The organism is Novosphingobium sp. BL-A-41-Hi4A-0G, from assembly GCF_055521735.1.
The window spans coordinates 431,337-450,964 of the sequence record NZ_CM145501.1 but is presented as its reverse complement, the minus strand read 5'-3'; the positions used below and the strand labels follow the sequence as shown (position 1 = coordinate 450,964).

18 protein-coding genes, 1 pseudogene and 1 other annotated feature are annotated in these 19,628 nt (G+C 64.8%); of the genes and pseudogenes, 13 read left to right on the top strand and 6 right to left on the bottom strand.

Going from position 1 to position 19,628, the window contains the following annotated elements; genetic code table 11:
- The 5 genes from purB (at window position 1) to ACZ1JX_RS02335 (ending at window position 3,735) form a co-directional block, all read left to right on the top strand.
- Window positions 1-1,317, top strand: a complete 1,317-nt coding sequence (purB, locus tag ACZ1JX_RS02355; RefSeq protein WP_465125209.1) for an adenylosuccinate lyase — start codon at window positions 1-3, stop codon at window positions 1,315-1,317.
- A gap of 93 nt (window positions 1,318-1,410) precedes the next feature.
- Entirely contained in the window at window positions 1,411-1,728 is a 318-nt protein-coding gene (locus ACZ1JX_RS02350) for a lipopolysaccharide assembly protein LapA domain-containing protein (RefSeq protein WP_465125208.1), read from the top strand.
- Window positions 1,725-2,399 (top strand): orotidine-5'-phosphate decarboxylase, encoded by a 675-nt coding sequence (gene pyrF, locus ACZ1JX_RS02345; RefSeq protein WP_465125207.1) that lies wholly within the window; start codon window positions 1,725-1,727, stop codon window positions 2,397-2,399. The genes ACZ1JX_RS02350 and pyrF overlap by 4 nt, the downstream gene beginning before the upstream one ends.
- A 4-nt stretch (window positions 2,400-2,403) precedes the next feature.
- Window positions 2,404-2,907, top strand: coding sequence for a GNAT family N-acetyltransferase (locus ACZ1JX_RS02340; RefSeq protein WP_465125206.1), 504 nt, complete (start codon window positions 2,404-2,406; stop codon window positions 2,905-2,907).
- Between the two features lie 69 nt (window positions 2,908-2,976).
- Window positions 2,977-3,735, top strand: a complete 759-nt coding sequence (locus ACZ1JX_RS02335) for an SIMPL domain-containing protein (protein WP_465125205.1) — start codon at window positions 2,977-2,979, stop codon at window positions 3,733-3,735.
- A gap of 42 nt (window positions 3,736-3,777) precedes the next feature.
- Here the strand turns inward: ACZ1JX_RS02335 and ACZ1JX_RS02330 are convergent, their stop codons facing one another.
- On the bottom strand, window positions 3,778-4,200 hold the full coding sequence (locus ACZ1JX_RS02330) for a DUF4019 domain-containing protein (protein ID WP_465125204.1): 423 nt from the start codon (window positions 4,198-4,200) through the stop codon (window positions 3,778-3,780).
- Window positions 4,201-4,235: 35 nt separating this feature from the next.
- On the opposite strand from ACZ1JX_RS02330, the gene ACZ1JX_RS02325 reads away from it, so the two are divergent.
- A complete protein-coding gene (locus tag ACZ1JX_RS02325) occupies window positions 4,236-4,886 on the top strand; it encodes a phosphoribosylanthranilate isomerase (RefSeq protein ID WP_465125203.1) in 651 nt (216 codons plus the stop codon).
- A 166-nt stretch (window positions 4,887-5,052) separates the two neighbouring features.
- Here ACZ1JX_RS02325 and ACZ1JX_RS02320 read toward each other — a convergent pair whose 3' ends face one another.
- Window positions 5,053-5,511 (bottom strand): hypothetical protein, encoded by a 459-nt coding sequence (locus ACZ1JX_RS02320; RefSeq protein WP_465125202.1) that lies wholly within the window; start codon window positions 5,509-5,511, stop codon window positions 5,053-5,055.
- Window positions 5,512-5,895: 384 nt separating this feature from the next.
- Between ACZ1JX_RS02320 and trpB the strand changes: the two genes are divergently transcribed.
- From trpB to ACZ1JX_RS02300, 4 genes are all read left to right on the top strand, one after another.
- Window positions 5,896-7,110: a tryptophan synthase subunit beta gene (trpB, locus tag ACZ1JX_RS02315; RefSeq protein WP_465125201.1), complete on the top strand. Its 1,215-nt coding sequence runs from the start codon at window positions 5,896-5,898 to the stop codon at window positions 7,108-7,110.
- The gene (gene trpA / locus ACZ1JX_RS02310; RefSeq protein WP_465125200.1) at window positions 7,107-7,907 is read left to right on the top strand and encodes a tryptophan synthase subunit alpha; all 801 of its coding nucleotides are present in this window, start codon (window positions 7,107-7,109) and stop codon (window positions 7,905-7,907) included. Before trpB ends, trpA begins: the two co-directional genes overlap by 4 nt.
- Window positions 7,904-8,755: an acetyl-CoA carboxylase, carboxyltransferase subunit beta gene (gene accD, locus ACZ1JX_RS02305; protein ID WP_465125199.1), complete on the top strand. Its 852-nt coding sequence runs from the start codon at window positions 7,904-7,906 to the stop codon at window positions 8,753-8,755. The genes trpA and accD overlap by 4 nt, the downstream gene beginning before the upstream one ends.
- 145 nt (window positions 8,756-8,900) lie before the next feature.
- The gene (locus ACZ1JX_RS02300) at window positions 8,901-10,208 is read left to right on the top strand and encodes a bifunctional folylpolyglutamate synthase/dihydrofolate synthase (RefSeq protein ID WP_465125198.1); all 1,308 of its coding nucleotides are present in this window, start codon (window positions 8,901-8,903) and stop codon (window positions 10,206-10,208) included.
- Here the strand turns inward: ACZ1JX_RS02300 and ACZ1JX_RS02295 are convergent, their stop codons facing one another.
- Window positions 10,209-11,525: an AmpG family muropeptide MFS transporter gene (locus ACZ1JX_RS02295; RefSeq protein ID WP_465125197.1), complete on the bottom strand. Its 1,317-nt coding sequence runs from the start codon at window positions 11,523-11,525 to the stop codon at window positions 10,209-10,211.
- 182 nt (window positions 11,526-11,707) lie between these two features.
- Here ACZ1JX_RS02295 and ACZ1JX_RS02290 point away from each other — a divergent pair, with 182 nt between their 5' ends.
- Together ACZ1JX_RS02290 and rsmD are read left to right on the top strand one after the other, a co-directional pair.
- Window positions 11,708-12,520: a pseudouridine synthase gene (locus ACZ1JX_RS02290; protein ID WP_465125196.1), complete on the top strand. Its 813-nt coding sequence runs from the start codon at window positions 11,708-11,710 to the stop codon at window positions 12,518-12,520.
- Window positions 12,517-13,065, top strand: coding sequence for a 16S rRNA (guanine(966)-N(2))-methyltransferase RsmD (rsmD, locus tag ACZ1JX_RS02285; RefSeq protein WP_465125195.1), 549 nt, complete (start codon window positions 12,517-12,519; stop codon window positions 13,063-13,065). Before ACZ1JX_RS02290 ends, rsmD begins: the two co-directional genes overlap by 4 nt.
- A 143-nt stretch (window positions 13,066-13,208) precedes the next feature.
- On the opposite strand, the gene ACZ1JX_RS02280 is transcribed toward rsmD, so the two are convergent.
- The gene (locus tag ACZ1JX_RS02280) at window positions 13,209-14,468 is read right to left on the bottom strand and encodes an MFS transporter (protein ID WP_465125194.1); all 1,260 of its coding nucleotides are present in this window, start codon (window positions 14,466-14,468) and stop codon (window positions 13,209-13,211) included.
- A gap of 128 nt (window positions 14,469-14,596) precedes the next feature.
- Entirely contained in the window at window positions 14,597-15,223 is a 627-nt protein-coding gene (locus ACZ1JX_RS02275; RefSeq protein ID WP_465125193.1) for a hypothetical protein, read from the bottom strand.
- A 170-nt stretch (window positions 15,224-15,393) separates the two neighbouring features.
- Here ACZ1JX_RS02275 and ACZ1JX_RS02270 point away from each other — a divergent pair, with 170 nt between their 5' ends.
- Window positions 15,394-17,688: an ATP-dependent helicase gene (locus tag ACZ1JX_RS02270; RefSeq protein ID WP_465125192.1), complete on the top strand. Its 2,295-nt coding sequence runs from the start codon at window positions 15,394-15,396 to the stop codon at window positions 17,686-17,688.
- Between the two features lie 695 nt (window positions 17,689-18,383).
- Here ACZ1JX_RS02270 and ACZ1JX_RS02265 read toward each other — a convergent pair.
- Window positions 18,384-19,608 (bottom strand): annotated as a pseudogene (locus ACZ1JX_RS02265) (IS3 family transposase); the annotation flags it as partial.
- Window positions 19,214-19,328, bottom strand: a sequence feature (AL1L pseudoknot). Its footprint overlaps the pseudogene before it by 115 nt.
- Window positions 19,609-19,628 lie beyond the last annotated feature (20 nt).

Genomic DNA, 19,628 nt, shown 5'->3' with positions numbered 1-19,628 from the left:
ATGGTCCCCCGTTATGCCCGCCCCGCCATGACCGCGATCTGGGAGCCGGAAGCGCGCTATCGCATCTGGTTCGAGATCGAGGCGCACGCCACCGAGAAGCTGGGCGAGCTGGGCGTAGTGCCGCCTTCGGGCGCCAAGGCGCTGTGGGACTGGTGGGCGACCAACCCCAAGATCGACGTTGCCGCGATCGACGCGATCGAAGCCGTGACCAAGCATGACGTGATCGCGTTCCTCGACTGGGTGGCGCAGCAGGTGGGCCCCGAGGCGCGCTTCATGCACCAGGGCATGACCAGCTCGGACGTGCTCGACACCACGCTTAGCGTGCAGCTCGCCCGCGCTTCTGACCTGCTGCTGGCAGACCTTGATGCGCTGCTTGAAGCGATCAAGCGCCGCGCCTTCGAGCACAAGTACACGCCGACCATCGGCCGCAGCCACGGCATCCATGCCGAGCCGACCACTTTCGGCAAGAAGCTGGCCGAGGCCTTTGCCGAATTCACCCGCTGCCGTGCGCGCCTTGTCGCCGCGCGCGCGGAAGTTGCGACTTGCGCGATCTCGGGCGCGGTGGGCACCTTTGCCAACATCGATCCCTCGGTCGAGGAATACGTGGCCGAGAAGCTGGGCCTTGAGGTCGAGCCGGTTTCGACGCAGGTGATCCCGCGCGATCGCCATGCGATGTTCTTTGCGACGCTGGGCGTGATCGCCAGCAGCATCGAGCGCCTTGCCGTCGAGATCCGCCACCTGCAGCGCACTGAAGTGCTTGAGGCAGAGGAATACTTCTCGCCAGGCCAGAAGGGCTCGTCGGCGATGCCGCACAAGCGCAATCCGGTGCTGACCGAGAATCTGACCGGCCTTGCGCGCATGGTCCGCTCGGCGGTGACGCCGGCGCTGGAGAACGTGGCGCTGTGGCATGAGCGCGATATCTCGCACTCCTCGGTTGAACGCTTCATCGGGCCCGACGCGACGATCACGCTGGATTTCGCGCTCGCCCGCCTGACGTCGGTGGTCGACAAGCTGGTCATCTACCCCGAGCGGATGCAGAAGAACCTCGACAAGATGGGCGGCCTTGTCCACTCACAGCGCGTTCTGCTGGCACTGACGCAGGCCGGGCTGGAGCGCGATGCCTCGTACCGTCTGGTGCAGCGCAACGCGATGAAGGTGTGGGAATCGGACGGACAGCTTTCGCTGATGGAACTGCTCAAGGCCGATCCGGAAGTGGCTGCGGTGCTGACCGCTGAGCAGATCGAGGACAAGTTCAACCTCGACTACCACTTCAAGGCGATCGACACGATCTTTGCTCGTGTGTTCGGGGAAGCCTGAGCACCACTTTGCTGCACCGCTGCGGCGGGACTCGCCAAGAGCCGTGACCTGTCCTAACCATGCGACCAACGGACGGGTCACGGAGCGAAAGGCATGAGGATGCTGCGCACGATATTCTGGATAGTGGTGGTGGCCGTTCTGGCCGCGTTCACCGCTGCCAACTGGCAACCCGTCGAAGTACGGATCTGGGAAGGCCTGCTCCTGGAAACCCGGCTGCCGGTGCTGGTGATCATGGCCTTCCTGCTTGGCCTTGTGCCGACTTGGCTTCTGTATCGCGCCACCCGCTGGCGCCTGACGCGGCGGATTGCGAGCCTTGAAACGTCGCTGGGCGCCAAAGCCGCGCCGTCGCTTTCGTCCACCAATCTGGAAGCCGCGCAAGGCTCCGACACACTCAAGAGCGAGACCCCGTGAGCAACCCGATCTACCTTGCCCTCGACCTTCCCCGGCTTGATGCCGCCATAGCGCTTGCCCAGAAGGTCAAGGGCCACGTTGGCGGGCTGAAGCTGGGGCTGGAGTTCTTCTGCGCGCATGGCCACCATGGCGTGCACGAAGTGGCCAAGGTGGGTCTGCCGATCTTCCTCGACCTGAAGCTGCACGACATCCCGAACACGGTGGCAGGCGCGATGCAGTCTATCCACGTGCTGGAGCCGGCCATCGTCACGATCCACGCTGGCGGCGGGCGCGCGATGATGGAAGATGCCAAGGCCGCGGCGGGCGAGCATACCAAGGTCGTCGCCGTCACGGTGCTGACCAGCTTGGACGATGGCGACATGGCCTCGATGGGCGTGGGCGGTTCGGCCTATGATCAGGCGCTGCGTCTTGCCGATCTGGCACAGGAAGCCGGGCTGGATGGCATCGTTTGCTCAGGGCACGAGGTGGGAGCGATCCACAAGCGCTGGAAAAAGGGCTTCTTCGTCGTGCCGGGCCTGCGCCCCGCCGATGGCACTCTGGGCGACCAGAAGCGCGCCGTCACCCCGCGCGCCGCGCGCGATGCCGGGGCCAGCGTGCTGGTGATCGGTCGCCCGATCAGCCGCGCGGAGGACCCCGTTGCTGCGGCACGGGCGATCGAGGCGACACTCTAAATCCATGATCCGGTTCCGGTTGGCAAAAGCGGGCGACGTTCCGGCGCTGCGGGCGCTGGTCGAAAGCGCCTATCGCGGGGAAAGTTCGAAACGGGGCTGGACGACCGAGGCCGATCTGCTCGACGACGAGCGGACGAGCGATGCGGAACTGGCCGAGACGATTGCCTCGGAAGCCTCGCGCGTGTTGCTGGCGGAGATCGACGGCAAGCTCGCTGGCACAGTGACCATCACCGATGTCGGAGAGGCCCGCGCCTATCTCGGCATGCTCTGCGTCGATCCGGAATTGCAGGCTGAGGGTCTTGGCCGCGCGCTGATTGCCGATGCCGAGGATATGGCGGCAGAGGCGTTCGGCGCAGCGGTCATGGAGATGACCGTTATCGACGCGCGCCCTGAACTGATCGCGTACTACGAACGCCGGGGCTATGTTCGCACCGGCGAGACGCGGCCCTTTCCCCATGGTGGAGAGGACCGTTTCCGCATGGTGGTGCTGGAACGAAGCCTGCGCTGAACGGTTCATCGCTGCGTAACGTCGGTTTGCCCACATCGTGCGACAACGACACTTACGGGAGCCTCCCTGATGAAACGTGCATTCCTTCTCGCCGCTGCCTGTGCAGCGCTTGCCCCCCTTGCCGCCAACGCGCAGACCATGTCGACCGGACCGGTTGTCGCAGCAGGCAACACGCTGCTCAGCATCTCGGCTGAGGGCAAGTCTGCCCGCATGCCCGATCTGGCGGTGTTTACCGCAGGCGTGACGACGCAGGGCAAGACGGCAGGTGAAGCGCTGACCGAGAATGCCCAGCGAATGACCGCGGTGATCGCCGCACTCAAGAAGGCGGGCATCGCCGAGCGCGATATCCAGACCAGCAACCTTTCGGTGAACCCGGCCTATGGCCAGCCCAAGCGCCTGCCGGATGGCTCCTACGAGCAGCAGGACCCGGTGATCATCGGCTATCAGGCGGCGAATCAGGTTTCGGTGCGCCAGCGTAAGCTCGACCAGTATGGCAAGGTGATCGACACGCTGGTGGCGGCAGGCGCGAACCAGGTGAACGGCCCTGCCTTCCAGATCGACAACCCCGGCACAGCCATGGACGAGGCCCGGATCGAGGCCATGCAGAAGGCAAAGGCGCGGGCCGAGCTCTATGCCAAGGCCGCGGGCCTGCGCGTGGTGCGCATTCTGTCGATTTCCGAGAACGGTGGCTGGGCTCCCCCGCCGCAGCCGCCGATGCTGTTCGCACGTGCTGACAAGGCGATGGCGCAAAGTGCCACGCCCGTGGCAGCTGGCGAGCTGGAAATGACGGTGACGGTCAACGTCAGCTACGAGCTGGCAGCAATGTAAACGGAAAGGCTCGCGGGGATCACCGGCACTGTGTGATCCCCGTCAGTTCAGCATCATGTCGGTGGAATTGATGTGGTAGCCGGCAAGCTTGAGCCGCTGCCCTTCTTCGAGAAACGTCAGGGTTTCCATCCCTGTCCCTTTCTCGAAGGTCGTGTCCATGACGATTTCGACGAGGTGCCCGGCGGTGCCCCAGTTCTCCCGCCATTGCACCTGCTTCGACGTCTTGACCTTGCCAAGCTTGGTCGAGACGGCGGTGTAGATACGGTTCATCTGCTCTTCTGTCGCAGACTTTTGGAACACGTCGCTGCTAGACTGCCAGATATCGTGATACTTTCCGGCATCGAGCCGTGCGTGGAACCGAACAGCCTCGGCCTCGGCCAGCTTGATCTGACCGCCATTGCCCGATCCGGAGACATTGCAAGCGGCCAGAAACATGGCCATGGAAGCCACGGCAATCATCCGCATATCGATCAACTCCCCCTGAAGGCCTTGTTCCGACTGTGTCAGCCCAATCTCCATCGATCAAGATCTGCGGAGTGACCACCCGCGATGCGCTGTCCGCAACGATCGAGGCGCGGGCGAGCCATGTCGGGTTCAACTTCTTCCCGCCCTCCCCGCGCTTCCTGAAGCTGGCAGATGCTCCGGCGTTGGCCAAGCAGGCCGAGGGACGGCTGCAGCGGGTGGGCGTCTTCGTCGATGCCGATGATGCCGCTTTGGCCGATGCCGTTGCCGCAGCGAGCCTCGATGTGATCCAGTTGCACGGCAGCGAAGACGCTGCGCGAATCGCTGCCATCCGGTCACGCTTCGGCAAGCCGGTGTGGAAGGTGGTTTCGGTGGCAGGCCCCGGCGATGTGGCCAAGTCCGATGCCTATGCAGGCGTTGCCGATTTCATCCTGTTCGATGCCAAGACGCCCAAGGGTGCCGCGCTCCCGGGGGGGCTGGGGCTGGCATTCGACTGGGACCTGCTGCGGGCCTACAAGGGACCGCTGGCGTGGGGCCTTGCAGGCGGACTTTCTCCGGCAAACGTTGCCGATGCGGTGCGTGGGACGGGGACGACGCTGGTAGACGTCTCGTCCGGCGTGGAGAGCGCTCCTGGCGTGAAGGATGCCGAACGCATTCGGACGTTCTGCTTCAACGCGCGGACGGCCTGAGTCTCAAACGAAGGGCGCCTGACGCAGCCGTCGCAAGCCCACCCCCAACCCCTCCCGCCTGCGGGAGGGGAGCGAAAAAGCGGGGCGCTTGTAACGACCGACCCAAACGAAAACGGGCGACCTCTTTCGAGGCCGCCCGCTTCATTTCGCTTGTCGCGAAGTTCGATCAGAACTTCACGCCGAGGCCGCCAACGACAGCGTCGAAGTCGGGGAAACCGTCGTTCACGAACGAGTGACGGTATTCGACCTTGCCATAGAGCTTGCCGAACGAGTGCTGATAGCCAGCGCCTGCGGTCCAGGTGCCGTCGCACAGGTCGCAGTTTTCGGTGTTGTAGCCGCCAACGGCGTAGAGCTTGCCGTTTTCAGCGATCTTGGCGCCAACGCGGCCGTTGAAGCCGAAGGTCACCTTGGTGCCGCTGGTGAGGATCTTGTCGGCGGTGACTTCCGCACCGACGAACGCGGTCTTGCCGAGGTCGTAGTCGTAACCAGCAGCAACGCCGGCGATCGCTTCGGTCTGACCGGAGCCCCAGATGGCGCCGCCGCGTGCTTCGACGCGTGCTTCGTTGGCGAGAGCCGGGGTAGCCGCAACAAGCGAGGCGGCGAGAGAGATAAGAACCAGACGCATAGATTTTACTCCTGACTTTTTGGCCCCTTCTGTGAAGGTGGCGAGGGGTCAGGTAGTTTCGACCTGGTTCAGTGACAATGACGAAAATCACATTAAACACAAATCGTTGGCAAAATGTGAGATCGCTGCAACATTAGCCAGACTAACAAATCCTGTTACTTTCAGGATTTATTTGGCCATTATTATAACGACTAAAGGCGACCCCTTTCGGAGCCGCCTTCACGACGTTGCCAGACCGCTCTAGACTGCGACAGATTGCCCGCACATGAACGGTCTGTGCAGGTTTCCGCAATGCAGCACGCGCCCCTGCCCCAAAGGGCCCCACATTGCAAATGGGCATTGCAAATCTGGACTTTCCGCAAAGCCTCTGCCAAGCGCCAAGCCATGAACGTGCAAACCCCGAACAGCTTCCGCAACCAGCCCGACGAACGCGGCCACTTCGGCCAGTTCGGTGGCCGCTATGTCGCCGAAACGCTGATGCCGCTGATCCTCGATCTCGAGCAGGAATATCGCAAGGCCAAGGCCGACCCGGCATTCCAGGCCGAGTTCGACGACCTGCTCGAACACTATGTCGGCCGCCCCAGCCCGCTCTATTTCGCGCCTCGGCTGACGGAAGAGTTGGGTGGCGCACAAGTCTGGTTCAAGCGGGACGAACTGAACCACACCGGCGCGCACAAGATCAACAACTGCATCGGCCAGATCCTGCTGGCCATGCGCATGGGCAAGACGCGGATCATCGCCGAGACCGGTGCGGGCCAGCACGGCGTTGCCACCGCCACTGTCTGCGCGCGCTTCGGCCTGCCTTGCGTGATCTTCATGGGCGCGACCGACGTTGCCCGCCAGGCCCCCAATGTGTTCCGCATGAAGCTGCTGGGTGCAGACGTGGTGCCGGTAACGGCGGGCGCAGGCACGCTAAAGGACGCGATGAACGAGGCGCTGCGCGATTGGGTCGCGAACGTGCACAACACGTTCTACATCATCGGCACCGCCGCCGGTCCGCACCCCTATCCGGAACTCGTCCGCGATTTCCAGAGCGTGATCGGCAAGGAAGCGCGCGCGCAGATGCTCGCCCGCACCGGCCGCCTGCCCGACGTGCTGGTCGCAGCCATCGGCGGCGGATCGAACGCCATCGGCCTGTTCCACCCGTTCCTCGACGATGCCAGCGTGAAGATGCTTGGCGTAGAAGCGGCGGGCCACGGGCTGGACAAAGAGCACGCTGCATCGCTCGCAGGCGGACGCCCCGGCATCCTCCATGGCAACAAGACCTACCTGCTGCAGGACGAGGACGGCCAGATCACCGAAGGCCACTCGATCTCGGCGGGCCTCGACTATCCAGGCATTGGCCCAGAGCACTCATGGCTCAAGGAAATCGGTCGCGTCGATTATACCTCGGTAACCGACAAGGAAGCGCTCGACGCTTTCCAGTTGCTCTGCCGCACCGAAGGCATCATCCCCGCGCTGGAGCCTGCCCACGCGATTGCTGCGGTCAAGAAGCTCGCGCCGACGATGGGCAAGGACCAGATCATCCTCGCCAACCTCTGCGGACGAGGGGACAAGGACATCTTCTCGGTGGCGGAGCATCTGGGGGTTTCGCTGTGAGCCGTTTGTCCAACGCCTTCGCCAAGGGCCGCCCCGCCCTCGTCACCTTCGTCACCGGCGGCGATCCTACGCCTGACGCCACCGCCTCCATCCTCGACGCGCTCGTCGAAGGCGGGGCGGATGTGATCGAGCTGGGGATGCCGTTCACCGATCCGATGGCCGATGGTCCGGCGATCCAGCTGGCGAATCTGCGCTCGCTGGGCGCTGGGACAAAGACTGCCGACATCCTGCGCATCGCCACTGAATTTCGCGCGCGCCACCCGGAAGTGCCGCTGGTGCTGATGGGCTATGCCAATCCGATGACGATCCGCGGGAGCGACTGGTTCGCCGCCGAATGCGTCAAGGCTGGCGTCGATGGCGTAATCTGCGTGGACATTCCGCCTGAGGAAGATGCCGAACTGGGCCCTGCCCTGCGCGATGCTGGCATCTCGCTGATCCGCCTCGCCACGCCGACAACCGATGCCGCGCGGCTGCCCGCCGTGCTCGATGGCTCTTCGGGCTTTCTCTATTACGTGTCGGTCGCCGGTATCACCGGCATGCAGCAGGCGGCGCAGGCCTCGATCGACGAGGCCGTGGCGCGGATCAAGGCTTCGGCGACGATCCCGGTTGCCGTCGGCTTCGGCGTGCGCACGCCCGAACAGGCCGAGGCCATTGCCAAGGTTGCCGATGGCGTCGTCGTCGGGTCGGCGCTGGTCGATCTGGTTGCCAAGCATGGCGCGGATGCGGCGGGGCCGGTGAAGGAATTGACCGCCGCGCTTGCCGCTGCCGTCCACTCTGCCCGCAAGGAAATCGTATGAGCTGGCTCAACAAGGTCCGCAACGCGCTCCCCTTCACGCCGAAGCGGGACACGCCGGACAACCTTTGGATCAAGTGCCCTTCGTGCAGCGAAATGCTGTTCACCAAGGACTATGAGGACAACCTCTCGGTCTGCCCGCATTGCGAGCACCATGGCCGCATCGGTGCCGACGCACGGTTCGACCAGCTGCTCGACGCTGGCTACGAACTGCTGCCCGCGCCCAAGGTCAAGGAAGACCCGCTCAAGTTCCGCGACAGCAAGAAGTATGTCGACCGCCTGAAGGCCGCGCGCGCCGCCAACCCGCATGCCGATGCGCTGACCAACGCCTTCGGCAGGATCGAGGGGCAGAAGGCCGTCGTCGGCGTGCAGGAATTCGCGTTCATGGGCGGCTCGATGGGCATGGCCGTTGGCAATGCCTTCGTCGCCGGATGCGAGCGTGCGGTGCGCGAGAAGTGCCCCTACATCGCCGTCACCGCCGCAGGTGGCGCGCGCATGCAGGAAGGCATTCTCAGCCTGATGCAGATGCCGCGTTCGACGGTGGCCATTGCCCGCCTGCGCGCGGCGGGCCTGCCCTATATCGTGGTGCTGACCGATCCGACCACCGGCGGCGTGACCGCAAGCTACGCCATGCTGGGCGACGTGCAGATTGCCGAGCCGGGTGCCCTGATCGGTTTTGCCGGACAGCGCGTTATTCAGGACACGATCCGCGAGAAGCTGCCCGAAGGCTTCCAGCGCGCCGAATACCTCCACGCCCACGGCATGGTCGACATGGTCACCCACCGCCGCGACCTGAAGGTAACGCTGGCGCAGGTGATCGACTACCTGATGGCGGGCAAGGCGGCGGCGTAAGGCCCCTCCACCCCCGCCTTTCGGCGGCGGTCCCCCTCCCCGTTTGGGCTTCGCCAAAACAGGGAGGATCAGCACGGTTCCTCCCCATTTTCATGCAATGCAAATGGGGAGGTGGCATTGGCGAGGCCAATGACGGAGGGGTTGCTTGAAAGACTTCGCGATCTCCGAAAACGCGGCGGTTCAGGCGCAGCTTGACCGGTTGGGGGCGCTTTCGCTGCCATCAGGCCGCCTCGGCCTCGATACGGTGCGCGAACTGTGCGCGCGTTTGGGGGATCCGCAGGACCGCCTGCCCCCGGTGTTCCATGTCGCAGGGACCAATGGCAAGGGCTCTACCTGCAGCTACTTGCGCTATATTCTCGAAGCCGAAGGGCTGACGGTACATTCCGCCACCAAGCCGCATCTGGTGCGCTACAACGAGCGCATCCGCATTGCTGGAAAGCTGATCGAGGATGAGCTGCTTGCCGCGCTGCTCAAGGAAGTGCTCGATGCAGGCGAGGGGCTGGAGCCGAGCTTTTTCGAGGTGACGACGGTCGCCACCTTCCTCGCCTATGCCCGGCATCCCGCCGACGCTTGCGTGATCGAGACGGGACTGGGCGGCAGGCTTGATGCCACCAACGTGATACCGACCGCCGCAGTCTGCGGCATCGCCACGCTGGGCATGGATCACGAGGCGTTCCTGCTCGCGCCCGAAGAGGGCGTGCCGACCGTGCCGCTTGCCCGGATCGCGTTCGAGAAGGCGAGCATCGCCAAGCCCGGCGTGCCGCTGGTGACGATGGCCTATCCGCAGATCGCCGCTGATTCCGTGGCCGAGACCGCAGCGCGGATCGGTGCGCCGTTGATCATGCGCGGGCGCGATTGGGATGCCGAGATTGCAGGCTCGATCCTCTATCGCGACGAGCATGGCGAATTGCCGCTGCCATTGCCTGCCCTCCCCGGCACGCATCAGGCCGAGAACGCGGCGCTCGCCGTGGCGATGATCCGCCACCAGCGCGCGGTTCAGGTCACGATTGGCGCAGTCGGCAAGGGCATCGTCGACGCGCGCTGGCCCGCGCGACTGCAGAGGCTTGGGGCGGGACCGCTTACGACGCTCGCAGGCGGGCGCACCGTGTGGCTCGATGGCGGGCACAACCCCGACGCAGGCCTTGCCATTGCCCGGCATCTGGAGAGCCAGCCGCCCGTGCACGTGATCATGGGGATGCTGGCGAACAAGGACCCATCGGCGATCCTCAAGCCCCTGGCAGACCGGGCGCTGTCGATCTCGGTCGTCCCCGCGCCGGGACACGAGGCGCACCGGCCCGAGGACTTCGCGCCTTATACGAGCCTGCCGGTCGGCAGTTTCGCCACCGTGCCCGAAGCGATTGCCGCGCTTTCTTCAGAGGGCGACGTGCTGATCGTCGGCTCGCTCTATCTTGCGGGCGAAGTGCTGAGGCTTAACGAGGAAGTGCCGGACTGATCAGGAACCGGGGGCCTCTTCCTCGCCCGCCGTCCCCATCGCCGCGTCGACAAGGCCACTGCGGCTCATCCACCAGAACAGCACGATGCCCGGCAGCGCCAGTACGGTGGTAGCCATGTAGAAGTTCACATAGCCCATGCTCTCGATCAGCGCACCTGCGGTGGTGCCCGTGGCAAAGCGGCCGACGATGCTAGCCGCCGCCGAAATCAGCGCATACTGCGAGGCGGTGTAGCGCAGGTCGCACAGCGCCGAGAAATAGGCGACGACGACGACGCCGCCATAGCCCGATGCCATGTTCTCGAACCCGATTGCGCCTGCCATGCCAAGGTTCGAATGGCCAGCAGCCGCGAGCGCCGCGAACGAAAGGTTCGATACCGCCATCAACACCAGCGCCACCAGAACCGAGCGCTTGAGACCCATTTTTGCGTAAGCCACGCCGCCGATGAACACGCCGATCAGGTAGGCCCAGAAGCCCACGCCCACGTCCCAGATCGCGATCTCGTCGTTGCTGAAGCCAAGATCATCGAACAGCAGGCGGAAGGTGAGGTTCGCCAGCGTATCGCCGACCTTGTGGACGAGGATGAACAGCAGCACGAGCCAGGCACCGTTGCGGCGGAAGAACTCGCCGAACGGACCGATGATCGAAGCGAAGACTTCGGCCACGCCCTTGCGCGCCAGAGGATCGCGATGGCGTTCTGGTTCGCCCAGAACCAGCGCGGTCAGCATCGCAGGCAACGCAAAGAGCGCACAAGCGAGGTAGGCAGCGCTCCAGCCGGAGCGGCCTGCAATGACCAGTGCCAAGGCCCCTGCCCCGGCCGAACCGATACGCCAGCCGTACTGGCTCATGCCCGAGCCCGTGCCGAGCTGGTACGGCTTCAATGTCTCGATGCGATAGGCGTCGATCACGATGTCGAACGTCGCACCCGCAACGCCCACCAGTACGGCGGCGAGCACGGTGGCGCCAAGGTCCGCGCTCGGATCGACCAGCGCCAGATTGGCAACCGCCGCCATGACCAGCGAGCCTGCCAGCAGCATCCAGGAAACCCGCTGCCCCATGCGCCCGAGCAACGGCAGGTGAAGGCCATCGACGATCCACGCCCAGAACACCTTGAGGTTGTAAACGAGGAACGCCAGCGTGAAGGCGGTGACCGTCTTCTTGTCGATCCCGTCCTGCGCCAGCCGGGTCGTCAGCGTCGCGCCGATCATCGCATAGGGAAAGCCCGAGGACAAGCCGAGGAAGAACGCGGCGAGCGATTCCTTCTCGAGATAGGGACGCACCGAGTCCCACAGGTTGCGTTCACTGGTCCCGGTGCTCATCGACGCCAAAGCTCCCTCAATTGTTGCTGGCAGACTAGCGCTCTATTCGCGTGGCGCTAGGGGTGACGGATTGCGCTATCTCGCGTAAGGGCACCCCCATGACTTTTCCCCCAAGAAACGGCGGCGATCGGCCGAAGCGGTTCAGCCCTCGGCCCGGCGCCACCGAAAAGAAGCCTTTTTCCATGCGCAGCGGTGCACCGCGCACCTCGCAGCCGGTCGTGCCCGCCAAGCGCGCGCTGAACGAGGATGGCTCCGAACGCGAGGGTGATCGCATCGCCAAGCTGCTCGCCCGCGCGGGCATTGCCAGCCGCCGCGAGGTCGAGCGGATGATCGAGGAAGGCCGCGTCAAGATCGGCGACGAGGTTGTCACCACGCCCGCGACGCTGCTCAAGTCGCTGCGCGGCGTTTCGGTGGATGGCAAGATGGTCGGCCCGATTGCCGCGCCGCGCCTCTACCGCTTCCACAAGCCCGCAGGCCTGATCACTGCCGAGCGTGACCCCACCGGCCGCCCGACGATCTACACTGCCCTGCGCAACTCGATGCCAAAGGACGCGCCGCGCGTGATGCCGGTTGGCCGCCTCGACGTGAACACCGAAGGGCTGCTGTTGATGACCAACGATGGCGAGTTGAAGCGCGCGCTGGAACTGCCCTCCACCGGCATCCCGCGCACCTATCGCGCCCGGACGTTTGGGGACATCAGCCAGGCGCGGCTCGAAGAGCTGATCGAAGGCATCGAGATCGACGGCGTTCGCTATGGCCCGATAAACGCCAATCTGGAACGCAGCGCAAATCGCAACAAGTGGATCGAGATGACCCTGACCGAGGGCAAGAACCGCGAAATCCGCCGCGTGCTCGAACATCTCGGCCTTGAAGTGTCACGCCTGCTGCGCACCAGTTATGGCCCGTTCGAACTGGCCGATCTGCAGCGCGGTTCGGTCGAGGAAATCCCCCAGGTCCAGGTGGAACGCTTCCGAAAGATGCTGAAAGCCAAATGAGAATAATCGCCGGAGAATGGCGCGGCCGCCCCTTGCGCGCGCCCGAGGGTGACACGACCCGCCCTACCGCAGACCGCACGCGCGAGACGCTGTTCTCGATGCTCGCCAGCCGCCTTGGCAGCTTCGAAGGGCTGGCCGTGGCCGACCTGTTTGCAGGATCTGGCGCGCTTGGCCTCGAAGCCCTGTCGCGCGGGGCGGCGAGCGCGGTGTTCGTTGAAAGCGATGCCGCCGCCGTCCGCACGATCCGCGCCAACATCGCCGCGCTGCGCTGCGCCCCGCAGTGCGACGTGCGCGCGAGTTCGGTGCTGACGTTGGGGCCTGTGAAGCAGCCGCTCGATCTGGTGCTGCTCGATCCGCCCTATGGCACTGGCGCTGGTGCGGTGGCGATCGAGCGACTGGCGCGGCTTGGCTGGATCGGCGAGGCGACGTGGATCTGCCTCGAAACCGCCGCCAAGGAAGTGCCGGATGTGCGGGTCTGCGAGGTCGATGCAGAGCGCAAGGTCGGCAAGGCGCTGATCACGCTGATGCGGTTGAAGGCAGCATGATCCTCCCCGTTTCTGCGTAGCTCAAATGGGGAGGTGTCAGGCACCGCAGGTGGCTGACGGAGGGGAAAAGCCCCTCCACCATCCCGGAACACGTCCGGGACGGTCACCCTCCCCGATTGTCCTTCGGAAAATCAGGGAGGATTTCAGTCCCGCAGCTTCGGCGAGAACTGCACGCCCGCCAGCGTCATAGTCCCCGCAAGCGTCAGGAAGATGCCGACATAGGCCGTCCCGCCCGCAGAAGCCGCCCAAGCGGCCGCGAACGGTGCCAGCGCGCCGCCGATGATGCCGCCGACGTTGAACGCCACCGAAATGCCGGTGTAGCGCACCGACACCGGAAACAGCGTCGGCAGCCACGCGCCCAGCGGGCCATAGGCCAGCCCCATCACGAACAGCGATCCGGCGAGCGTCGAGAAAACCACAGGCAGCGAACCGGAGCCGAGGCCGGTGCCGAAGACCAGTCCGATCACAGCCGTCAACGCTGCGCCAGTCCCCAGCACGCGCCGGACCGAGGACTTGTCGGCCCAGTAACCCGCGACGAGAATTCCCAGCGCGAAGAAGGCGTTGGCGCCCAGCTGGATGCCGAGGAATTCCTGCTTGGCATAGCCCAGCTTGGTCGTGGCGAAGGACAGCGCGAAAGTCGTGGCGAGGTAGAACACGGCAAAGCAGGCAACGACGCCCGCGATGCCTGCAACGACCGCCGGGGTGTGATCGCGCAGCAGGCTCGCGACGGGCACTTGCGGCGGCGGGGCCTTCTCCATGGCCTCGCGGAACGGGGGCGTCTCGCCGATCTTGAGGCGGACCCACAGGCCGACGCCGACCAGCACGGCGCTCGCCAGAAACGGCACGCGCCAGCCCCAGCTGGCGAAGGCCTCGTCCGACAGGCCAAGGCCCAGCAGCAGGAACAGGCCATTGGCAAAGAAGAAGCCGAGCGGCGCGCCCAATTGCGGGGCCGAGCCGAAGCGCGCTTCCCAGCCCTGTGGCGCGTTCTCCACCGCAAGCAAGGCGGCACCGCCCCATTCGCCGCCAAGGCCGAAACCCTGCCCGAAGCGCAGCAGGCACAGCAGCGCGGGCGCGATCCAGCCGGCCATCGCGTATGTCGGCAGGAAAGCGATGAGCAGCGTCGATCCCCCCATCAGCATCAGCGAGGCAACGAGCGTAGACTTGCGGCCGATGCGGTCACCGAAGTGGCCGAAGGCAACCGCGCCCACCGGTCGGGCGAAGAAGGCGAGGCCGAAGGTCATGAACGAGAGCAGCGTCTGCGCCGCAGCCGATTCGGTGGGGAAGAACAAAGGTCCGATGACCAGCGCCGCAGCCGTGGCGTAGATGTAGAAGTCGTAGAACTCGACCGCCGTGCCGACGAGGCTGGCAGCAAGCACGCGGCCATGCTGGCGAATCGGACTCATCGGCGCGCTCTCCCCCTGTTGTCGCAGTGATGCTCTTTGGGCTGCGCTCCTTCCGGGTCAACTGCTGCGCACACGAAAAAGGGCGTCGGTTACCCGGCGCCCCTCTCACGTGACGACTGCTGCTCGCGTCAGACGCCGCCGCGATTGCGGCAGCTGTCGGTCACGGTCTTGCTGCAGACCGGATACTTCTTGTTCATCGCCGCGGCGGGCGGCGGAGTCATGTTGCCTGTAGTCGTGCTGTCCATGCCAGCGCTCATGCCGCGCGAGGGCGGCGTTGCGGGCTCGGCCGGTGTTGCGGGCGTAGCGCCCATCCCCGCGCCAGGAGTGGGCTGCGCAGGCGTGGCTCCAGAAGACGGCACCGCGCGCCCGGTGACCTGCGCCACGATGGCGGGCCAGACCTGCGTGCGCTGTTCGGGCGTCATCGCGTAGATCTGGGCCTTCTGCTCGTCCGTCAGCGCCCACCAGCCCTTCTGCTGGTCGGGATCGAGAGTCCAGAAATACTCCTGATAGGTCGAAGGCCAGGCATTGTACTTGGTCTTCTGCTCGGCGGCCCAGGCGTCGATCTGGGTCTGCTGATCAGGCGTGGGCGAGAACGTGCCGGTGGTGGCGGTCGTCGGTGCAGTTGTGTCCTGCGTGCCGGTGGGCGAAGTGGAGTCCGGCATGGTCGTCGGCGGTGTGGTGGATTGTGCCGCGACCATGGCCGGGGCCGTTGCCATGGCAAGCGCCAGCGCGCTCGCCGCAAAAAGGTTTCGCATCTGAATTCTCCTGAATTTTCTTGAACCCGATTGCTAAAGCCAAGCACCCGCAGCTACGCAGGTTCCCGCCCCTGCGACGGAGCGCAGAGAAGTCTGCGACGAACCGAATGCTGTGAAGGAAGGGCCGATTGCGATTGCCCGCGCGAGGTTTGGTCCCTATCTGTTCACCTATGTCTTCCCCTGTTTCCGTGAATCCCGGCCATGCTGACGCATGGCTCGATGGCCTCAATCCGCCCCAGCGCGAGGCGGTGACGACCACCGACGGGCCGGTGCTGATGCTGGCAGGGGCTGGCACCGGAAAGACCGCCGCCCTCACCGCCCGCCTCGCCAACCTGCTGCGCCAGCGGCTCGCCTGGCCGAGCGAGATCCTGTGCGTCACCTTCACCAACAAGGCCGCGCGCGAGATGCGCGAGCGGGTCGGCCAGTTGATCGGCCCGGCGGTGGAAGGGATGCCCTGGCTCGGCACGTTCCACGCCATCGCCGCCAAGATGCTGCGCCGCCACGCCGAACTGGTCGGCCTGCAGAGCAACTTCACGATCATCGACACCGACGACCAGTTGCGCCTGCTCAAGCAGTTGATCGTGGCCGAGGGGATTGACGACAAGCGCTGGCCGGCAAAGCAGCTCGCGGGCCTCATCGACAAGTGGAAGAACCGCGGGCTCAATCCCGGCGATCTCGATGCGCTGGAGAACGAGGCCTATGCCAATGGAAAGGGCCAGCGCTTCTACGCGCTTTACCAGAACCGGTTGCGCGAACTGAACGCCTGCGATTTCGGCGACCTGCTGATGCACATGCTCAACATCTTCCGGCGCGAGCGCGACGTGCTGGAAAGCTGGCAGCAGCGCTTCAAGTACGTGATGGTGGACGAATATCAGGACACCAACGCCGTCCAGTACCTGTGGCTGCGCCTGCTCGCGCAGAACCGCAAGAACATCTGCGTGGTGGGGGACGACGACCAGTCGATCTATTCGTGGCGCGGCGCGGAAGTCGCCAATATCTTGCGGTTCGAAAAGGATTTTCCGGGCGCCAAGGTGATCAAGCTGGAGCAGAACTACCGCTCCACCCCGCACATCCTCGGCGCGGCGTCGGGCCTGATCGCGGAGAACTCCGAACGCTTGGGCAAGACGCTGTGGACCGAGGTCGATGGCGGCGACAAGGTTCGCGTGATCGGCGTGTGGGACGCGCCCGAAGAAGCGCGGCGGATCGGCGAGGACATCGAGCGGCTTGAGCGGGAGGGCGCGGCGCTTGATCGCGTCGCCATCCTCGTGCGCGCGCAGTTCCAGACGCGCACCATCGAAGACCGCTTCATCCAGATCGGCCTTGGCTATCGCATCGTCGGCGGTTTCCGCTTCTACGAACGCGCCGAAATCCGGGACGCGCTGGCCTATCTGCGCCAGATCGCCAGCCCGCAGGACGACCTTGCGTTCGAACGGATCTACAACACCCCCAAGCGCGGCCTTGGCGACAAGACGCTGGAAAAGCTCCACCGCCATGCCCGTTCGCGCGGCATCCCCCTCTCGCTGGCGGCGGTGGAGATTCTCGATACCGACGAACTGCCAGCCCGCGCGCGCAACACCCTCGCCGCGCTGATGCGCGATTTCGCACGGTGGCGTGATGCCGCCAAGCAGCTGATGCCTGCCGAACTCGCCCGCACGATCCTCGACGAAAGCGGCTACACCGCCGCGCTTCAGGCCGAAAAGACCGCCGAAGCCGCAGGCCGCCTCGAAAACCTCACCGAACTCGCCCGCGCGATGGAAGAGTACGAGACGCTGGGCGATTTCCTCGAGCACGTCAGCCTCGTGATGGACAACGAGAACACTGCCGACGAGGACAAGGTCACGATCATGACCATCCACGCGGCCAAGGGGCTGGAGTTCGACAACGTGTTCCTGCCGGGGTGGGAAGAAGGCGTGTTTCCCTCGCAACGCTCGCTGGACGAGGGCGGGCTCGCTTCATTGGAGGAAGAACGCCGCCTCGCCTATGTCGCGATCACCCGCGCTCGGTGGCGCTGTACGATCATCCACGCCGCCAATCGCCAGATCTACGGCCAGTGGACCAGCTCGATCCCCTCGCGCTTCATCGGCGAGCTGCCCGCCGACCATATCGAGGAGGAAACCACGCTTTCGGGCGGCGCATCGATGTGGCGCGCCAACTGGAGCGAGCGCGACGATCCCTTCGCCCATGTCGCACAGGCTAGTGCCAACCGCGCAGCCTCCCGCGGCCCGGGCTGGCAACGCGCCGCCGCCCAACCCTTCACCCCGGCCCCGCGCCGCATCGCCGAACCCACCCGCAGCGCCGCCAGCTTCGCCGCCAAACCCCGCGCCGACATCGCCGTGGGCGCGCGCGTGTTCCACGAGAAGTTCGGCTATGGCACCGTGGCGGAGCAGGAAGGCAACAAGCTGGAGATCGACTTCGAAAGCGCCGGGCGGAAGCGGGTGATTGATAGTTTTGTGAAGCTGGCTTGAGGGCGTTGCCTTTGTCGCGCGCTATTGTTGGACCAGCGAATTCGCCCAAAGCCTGACGTTCGGCTATGATGCACGGTGACTCGAAAGAGCTGGTTAGCGGGCGAAGGTGTAGACTTCCGCGCCAGTTCCGAAGACGAAAGAACGCCACGTCGGTGAGAACCCGAAGACGCGGACTTCTGGGACGAAGCCTGTAAATGTATGGGGTTCACCACCTTGCGCTGTTGGAGGAAGCAGAACGACGGCGTCATCGCTGCTATTCGTCAATCCTCCCAACAAGGACCAACCGTCTTGCGTCTCTGTCGGTAGAGTGCCGCCATAGACCGGCCCCGCAATCCTAACTTCCTGATCCGCTAGCGGTCCTACCCCGTACACCATCTGCGTGTCTTCATCGAACGGGAAAAGCGGATCATCGTCCCGAGCTAGAAGCTCGCCCGTAACGCAATCGATAACCCCGCGACCATCGTGACTTGCCACCTGAAGCAAATCAGAATCGGCTGCGAAACCTATGCCAATAAGTCCGCCTACTCTGACGAGGTGGCGGGACACCCATGGTGTGGCAGCGGTCAGTTGCAACTTCATCATGAGCGTTGCTAACGTGGTCTACGTTCGGTTTCCACCCATTCGCGGCCATCCCGTAAACTTGCCTTGATCTTTGAAGCGTCCCGGGTTTTCCGGAGGCAGTTTGAATTGGGACATGCCACCAAATCGAGGGTCTCGTTGGCTGCATAGTAGTTGGCCTCGGCCTCAGCAGGCGGGATGTGTCCGATGGGGCCGAGCAGGCGATGGTTGTTGAACCAATCGACCCAGCGCAGGGTTGCCATTTCCACGGCTGACACGCTGGGCCATGACCGCTGCCGCCAGATGACTTCGGCCTTATAGAGGCCGTTGATCGTCTCGGCCAAGGCATTGTCATAGCTGTCGCCGACGCTGCCGACCGACGGCACAAGGTTCGCCTCGGCGAGGCGCTGGGTGTAGTTCATGGCAAGGTATTGAACGCCCCGGTCGCTATGGTGGATCAGTCCGTCATCGGGGCCGGGGCGGCGGGCGTGGATCGCCTGTTCGAGGGCATCTAGGACGAAGCCGGCGGTCGCCGAGCTGCTAACCTTCCAGCCCACGATCCGTCGGGCATAGGCATCGATCACGAAGGCTACGTAAACGAACCCTGCCCAGGTGTGGACGTAGGTGAAGTCGACCACCCACAGGGCATTGGGGCGACTGACGCGGAACTCACGGTTGACCTTGTCCAGCGGGCATGGCGCCTTCGGATCGCCGACCGTGGTGATAGTCTTCTTGCCACGCCGCACACCTGCCAGCCCCATGGCTGCCATCAGGCGTTCCACTGTGCACTTGGCGATCACCACGCCTTCGCGCCGCAGCTGGTGCCAGACCTTGCGCGTCCCATAGAGACCGAAGCTGGCCTCATGGACGCGCTTGATCTGTGCCCGCATCTCATCGTCCCGTCGTGCCCGAGCCGGTCGCCTGCCGGGATCGGCAAGGCGGGCAGCATGCTCGTGATAGGAGGACGGGGCGATCGCCAGTTCACGGCAGATCGGCTCGATACCCAGGTCCTCGCGATGGGCGTCGATGAACGCCATCATCATCTGCCGTGGCGGTCGAGCTCCGCCATCGCAAAATACGCGGAAGCCTTGCGCAGGATCTCGTTGGCCCGCCGTAGCTCCTTGACCTCCCGCTCCAGCAACTTGAGGCGTTCCCGGTCAGTGGCGGCCTGCGCCACTGGCCCCGCTCGTCGGCTCGCCTCCTCGCGGCACCAGCGGCGCAGCGTCTCGGTCGTGCAGCCCACCTTCCCGGCGATCGAGGTCATCGCCGCCCACTCCGACGGATAATCCCCTCGATGCTCATCGACCATCCGCACGGCACGGTCGCGAACTCAGGCGAAAACTTGTTCCTTGTAGCGCTCATCACAGCTCCTTCTCACAGAT

Excerpts from the sequence above, each read along its gene's own strand:
- ACZ1JX_RS02270 (WP_465125192.1), top strand. The coding sequence starts at position 15,394 with ATGTCTTCCCCTGTTTCCGTGAATCCCGGCCATGCTGACGCATGGCTC.
- ACZ1JX_RS02340 (WP_465125206.1), top strand. The coding sequence starts at position 2,404 with ATGATCCGGTTCCGGTTGGCAAAAGCGGGCGACGTTCCGGCGCTGCGG.
- purB (WP_465125209.1), top strand. The coding sequence starts at position 1 with ATGGTCCCCCGTTATGCCCGCCCCGCCATGACCGCGATCTGGGAGCCG.
- ACZ1JX_RS02275 (WP_465125193.1), bottom strand. The coding sequence starts at position 15,223 with ATGCGAAACCTTTTTGCGGCGAGCGCGCTGGCGCTTGCCATGGCAACG.
- ACZ1JX_RS02280 (WP_465125194.1), bottom strand. The coding sequence starts at position 14,468 with ATGAGTCCGATTCGCCAGCATGGCCGCGTGCTTGCTGCCAGCCTCGTC.
- ACZ1JX_RS02295 (WP_465125197.1), bottom strand. The coding sequence starts at position 11,525 with ATGAGCACCGGGACCAGTGAACGCAACCTGTGGGACTCGGTGCGTCCC.
- ACZ1JX_RS02350 (WP_465125208.1), top strand. The coding sequence starts at position 1,411 with ATGAGGATGCTGCGCACGATATTCTGGATAGTGGTGGTGGCCGTTCTG.
- ACZ1JX_RS02330 (WP_465125204.1), bottom strand. The coding sequence starts at position 4,200 with ATGCGGATGATTGCCGTGGCTTCCATGGCCATGTTTCTGGCCGCTTGC.
- rsmD (WP_465125195.1), top strand. The coding sequence starts at position 12,517 with ATGAGAATAATCGCCGGAGAATGGCGCGGCCGCCCCTTGCGCGCGCCC.
- ACZ1JX_RS02320 (WP_465125202.1), bottom strand. The coding sequence starts at position 5,511 with ATGCGTCTGGTTCTTATCTCTCTCGCCGCCTCGCTTGTTGCGGCTACC.
- ACZ1JX_RS02290 (WP_465125196.1), top strand. The coding sequence starts at position 11,708 with ATGCGCAGCGGTGCACCGCGCACCTCGCAGCCGGTCGTGCCCGCCAAG.
- trpB (WP_465125201.1), top strand. The coding sequence starts at position 5,896 with ATGAACGTGCAAACCCCGAACAGCTTCCGCAACCAGCCCGACGAACGC.
- accD (WP_465125199.1), top strand. The coding sequence starts at position 7,904 with ATGAGCTGGCTCAACAAGGTCCGCAACGCGCTCCCCTTCACGCCGAAG.
- ACZ1JX_RS02335 (WP_465125205.1), top strand. The coding sequence starts at position 2,977 with ATGAAACGTGCATTCCTTCTCGCCGCTGCCTGTGCAGCGCTTGCCCCC.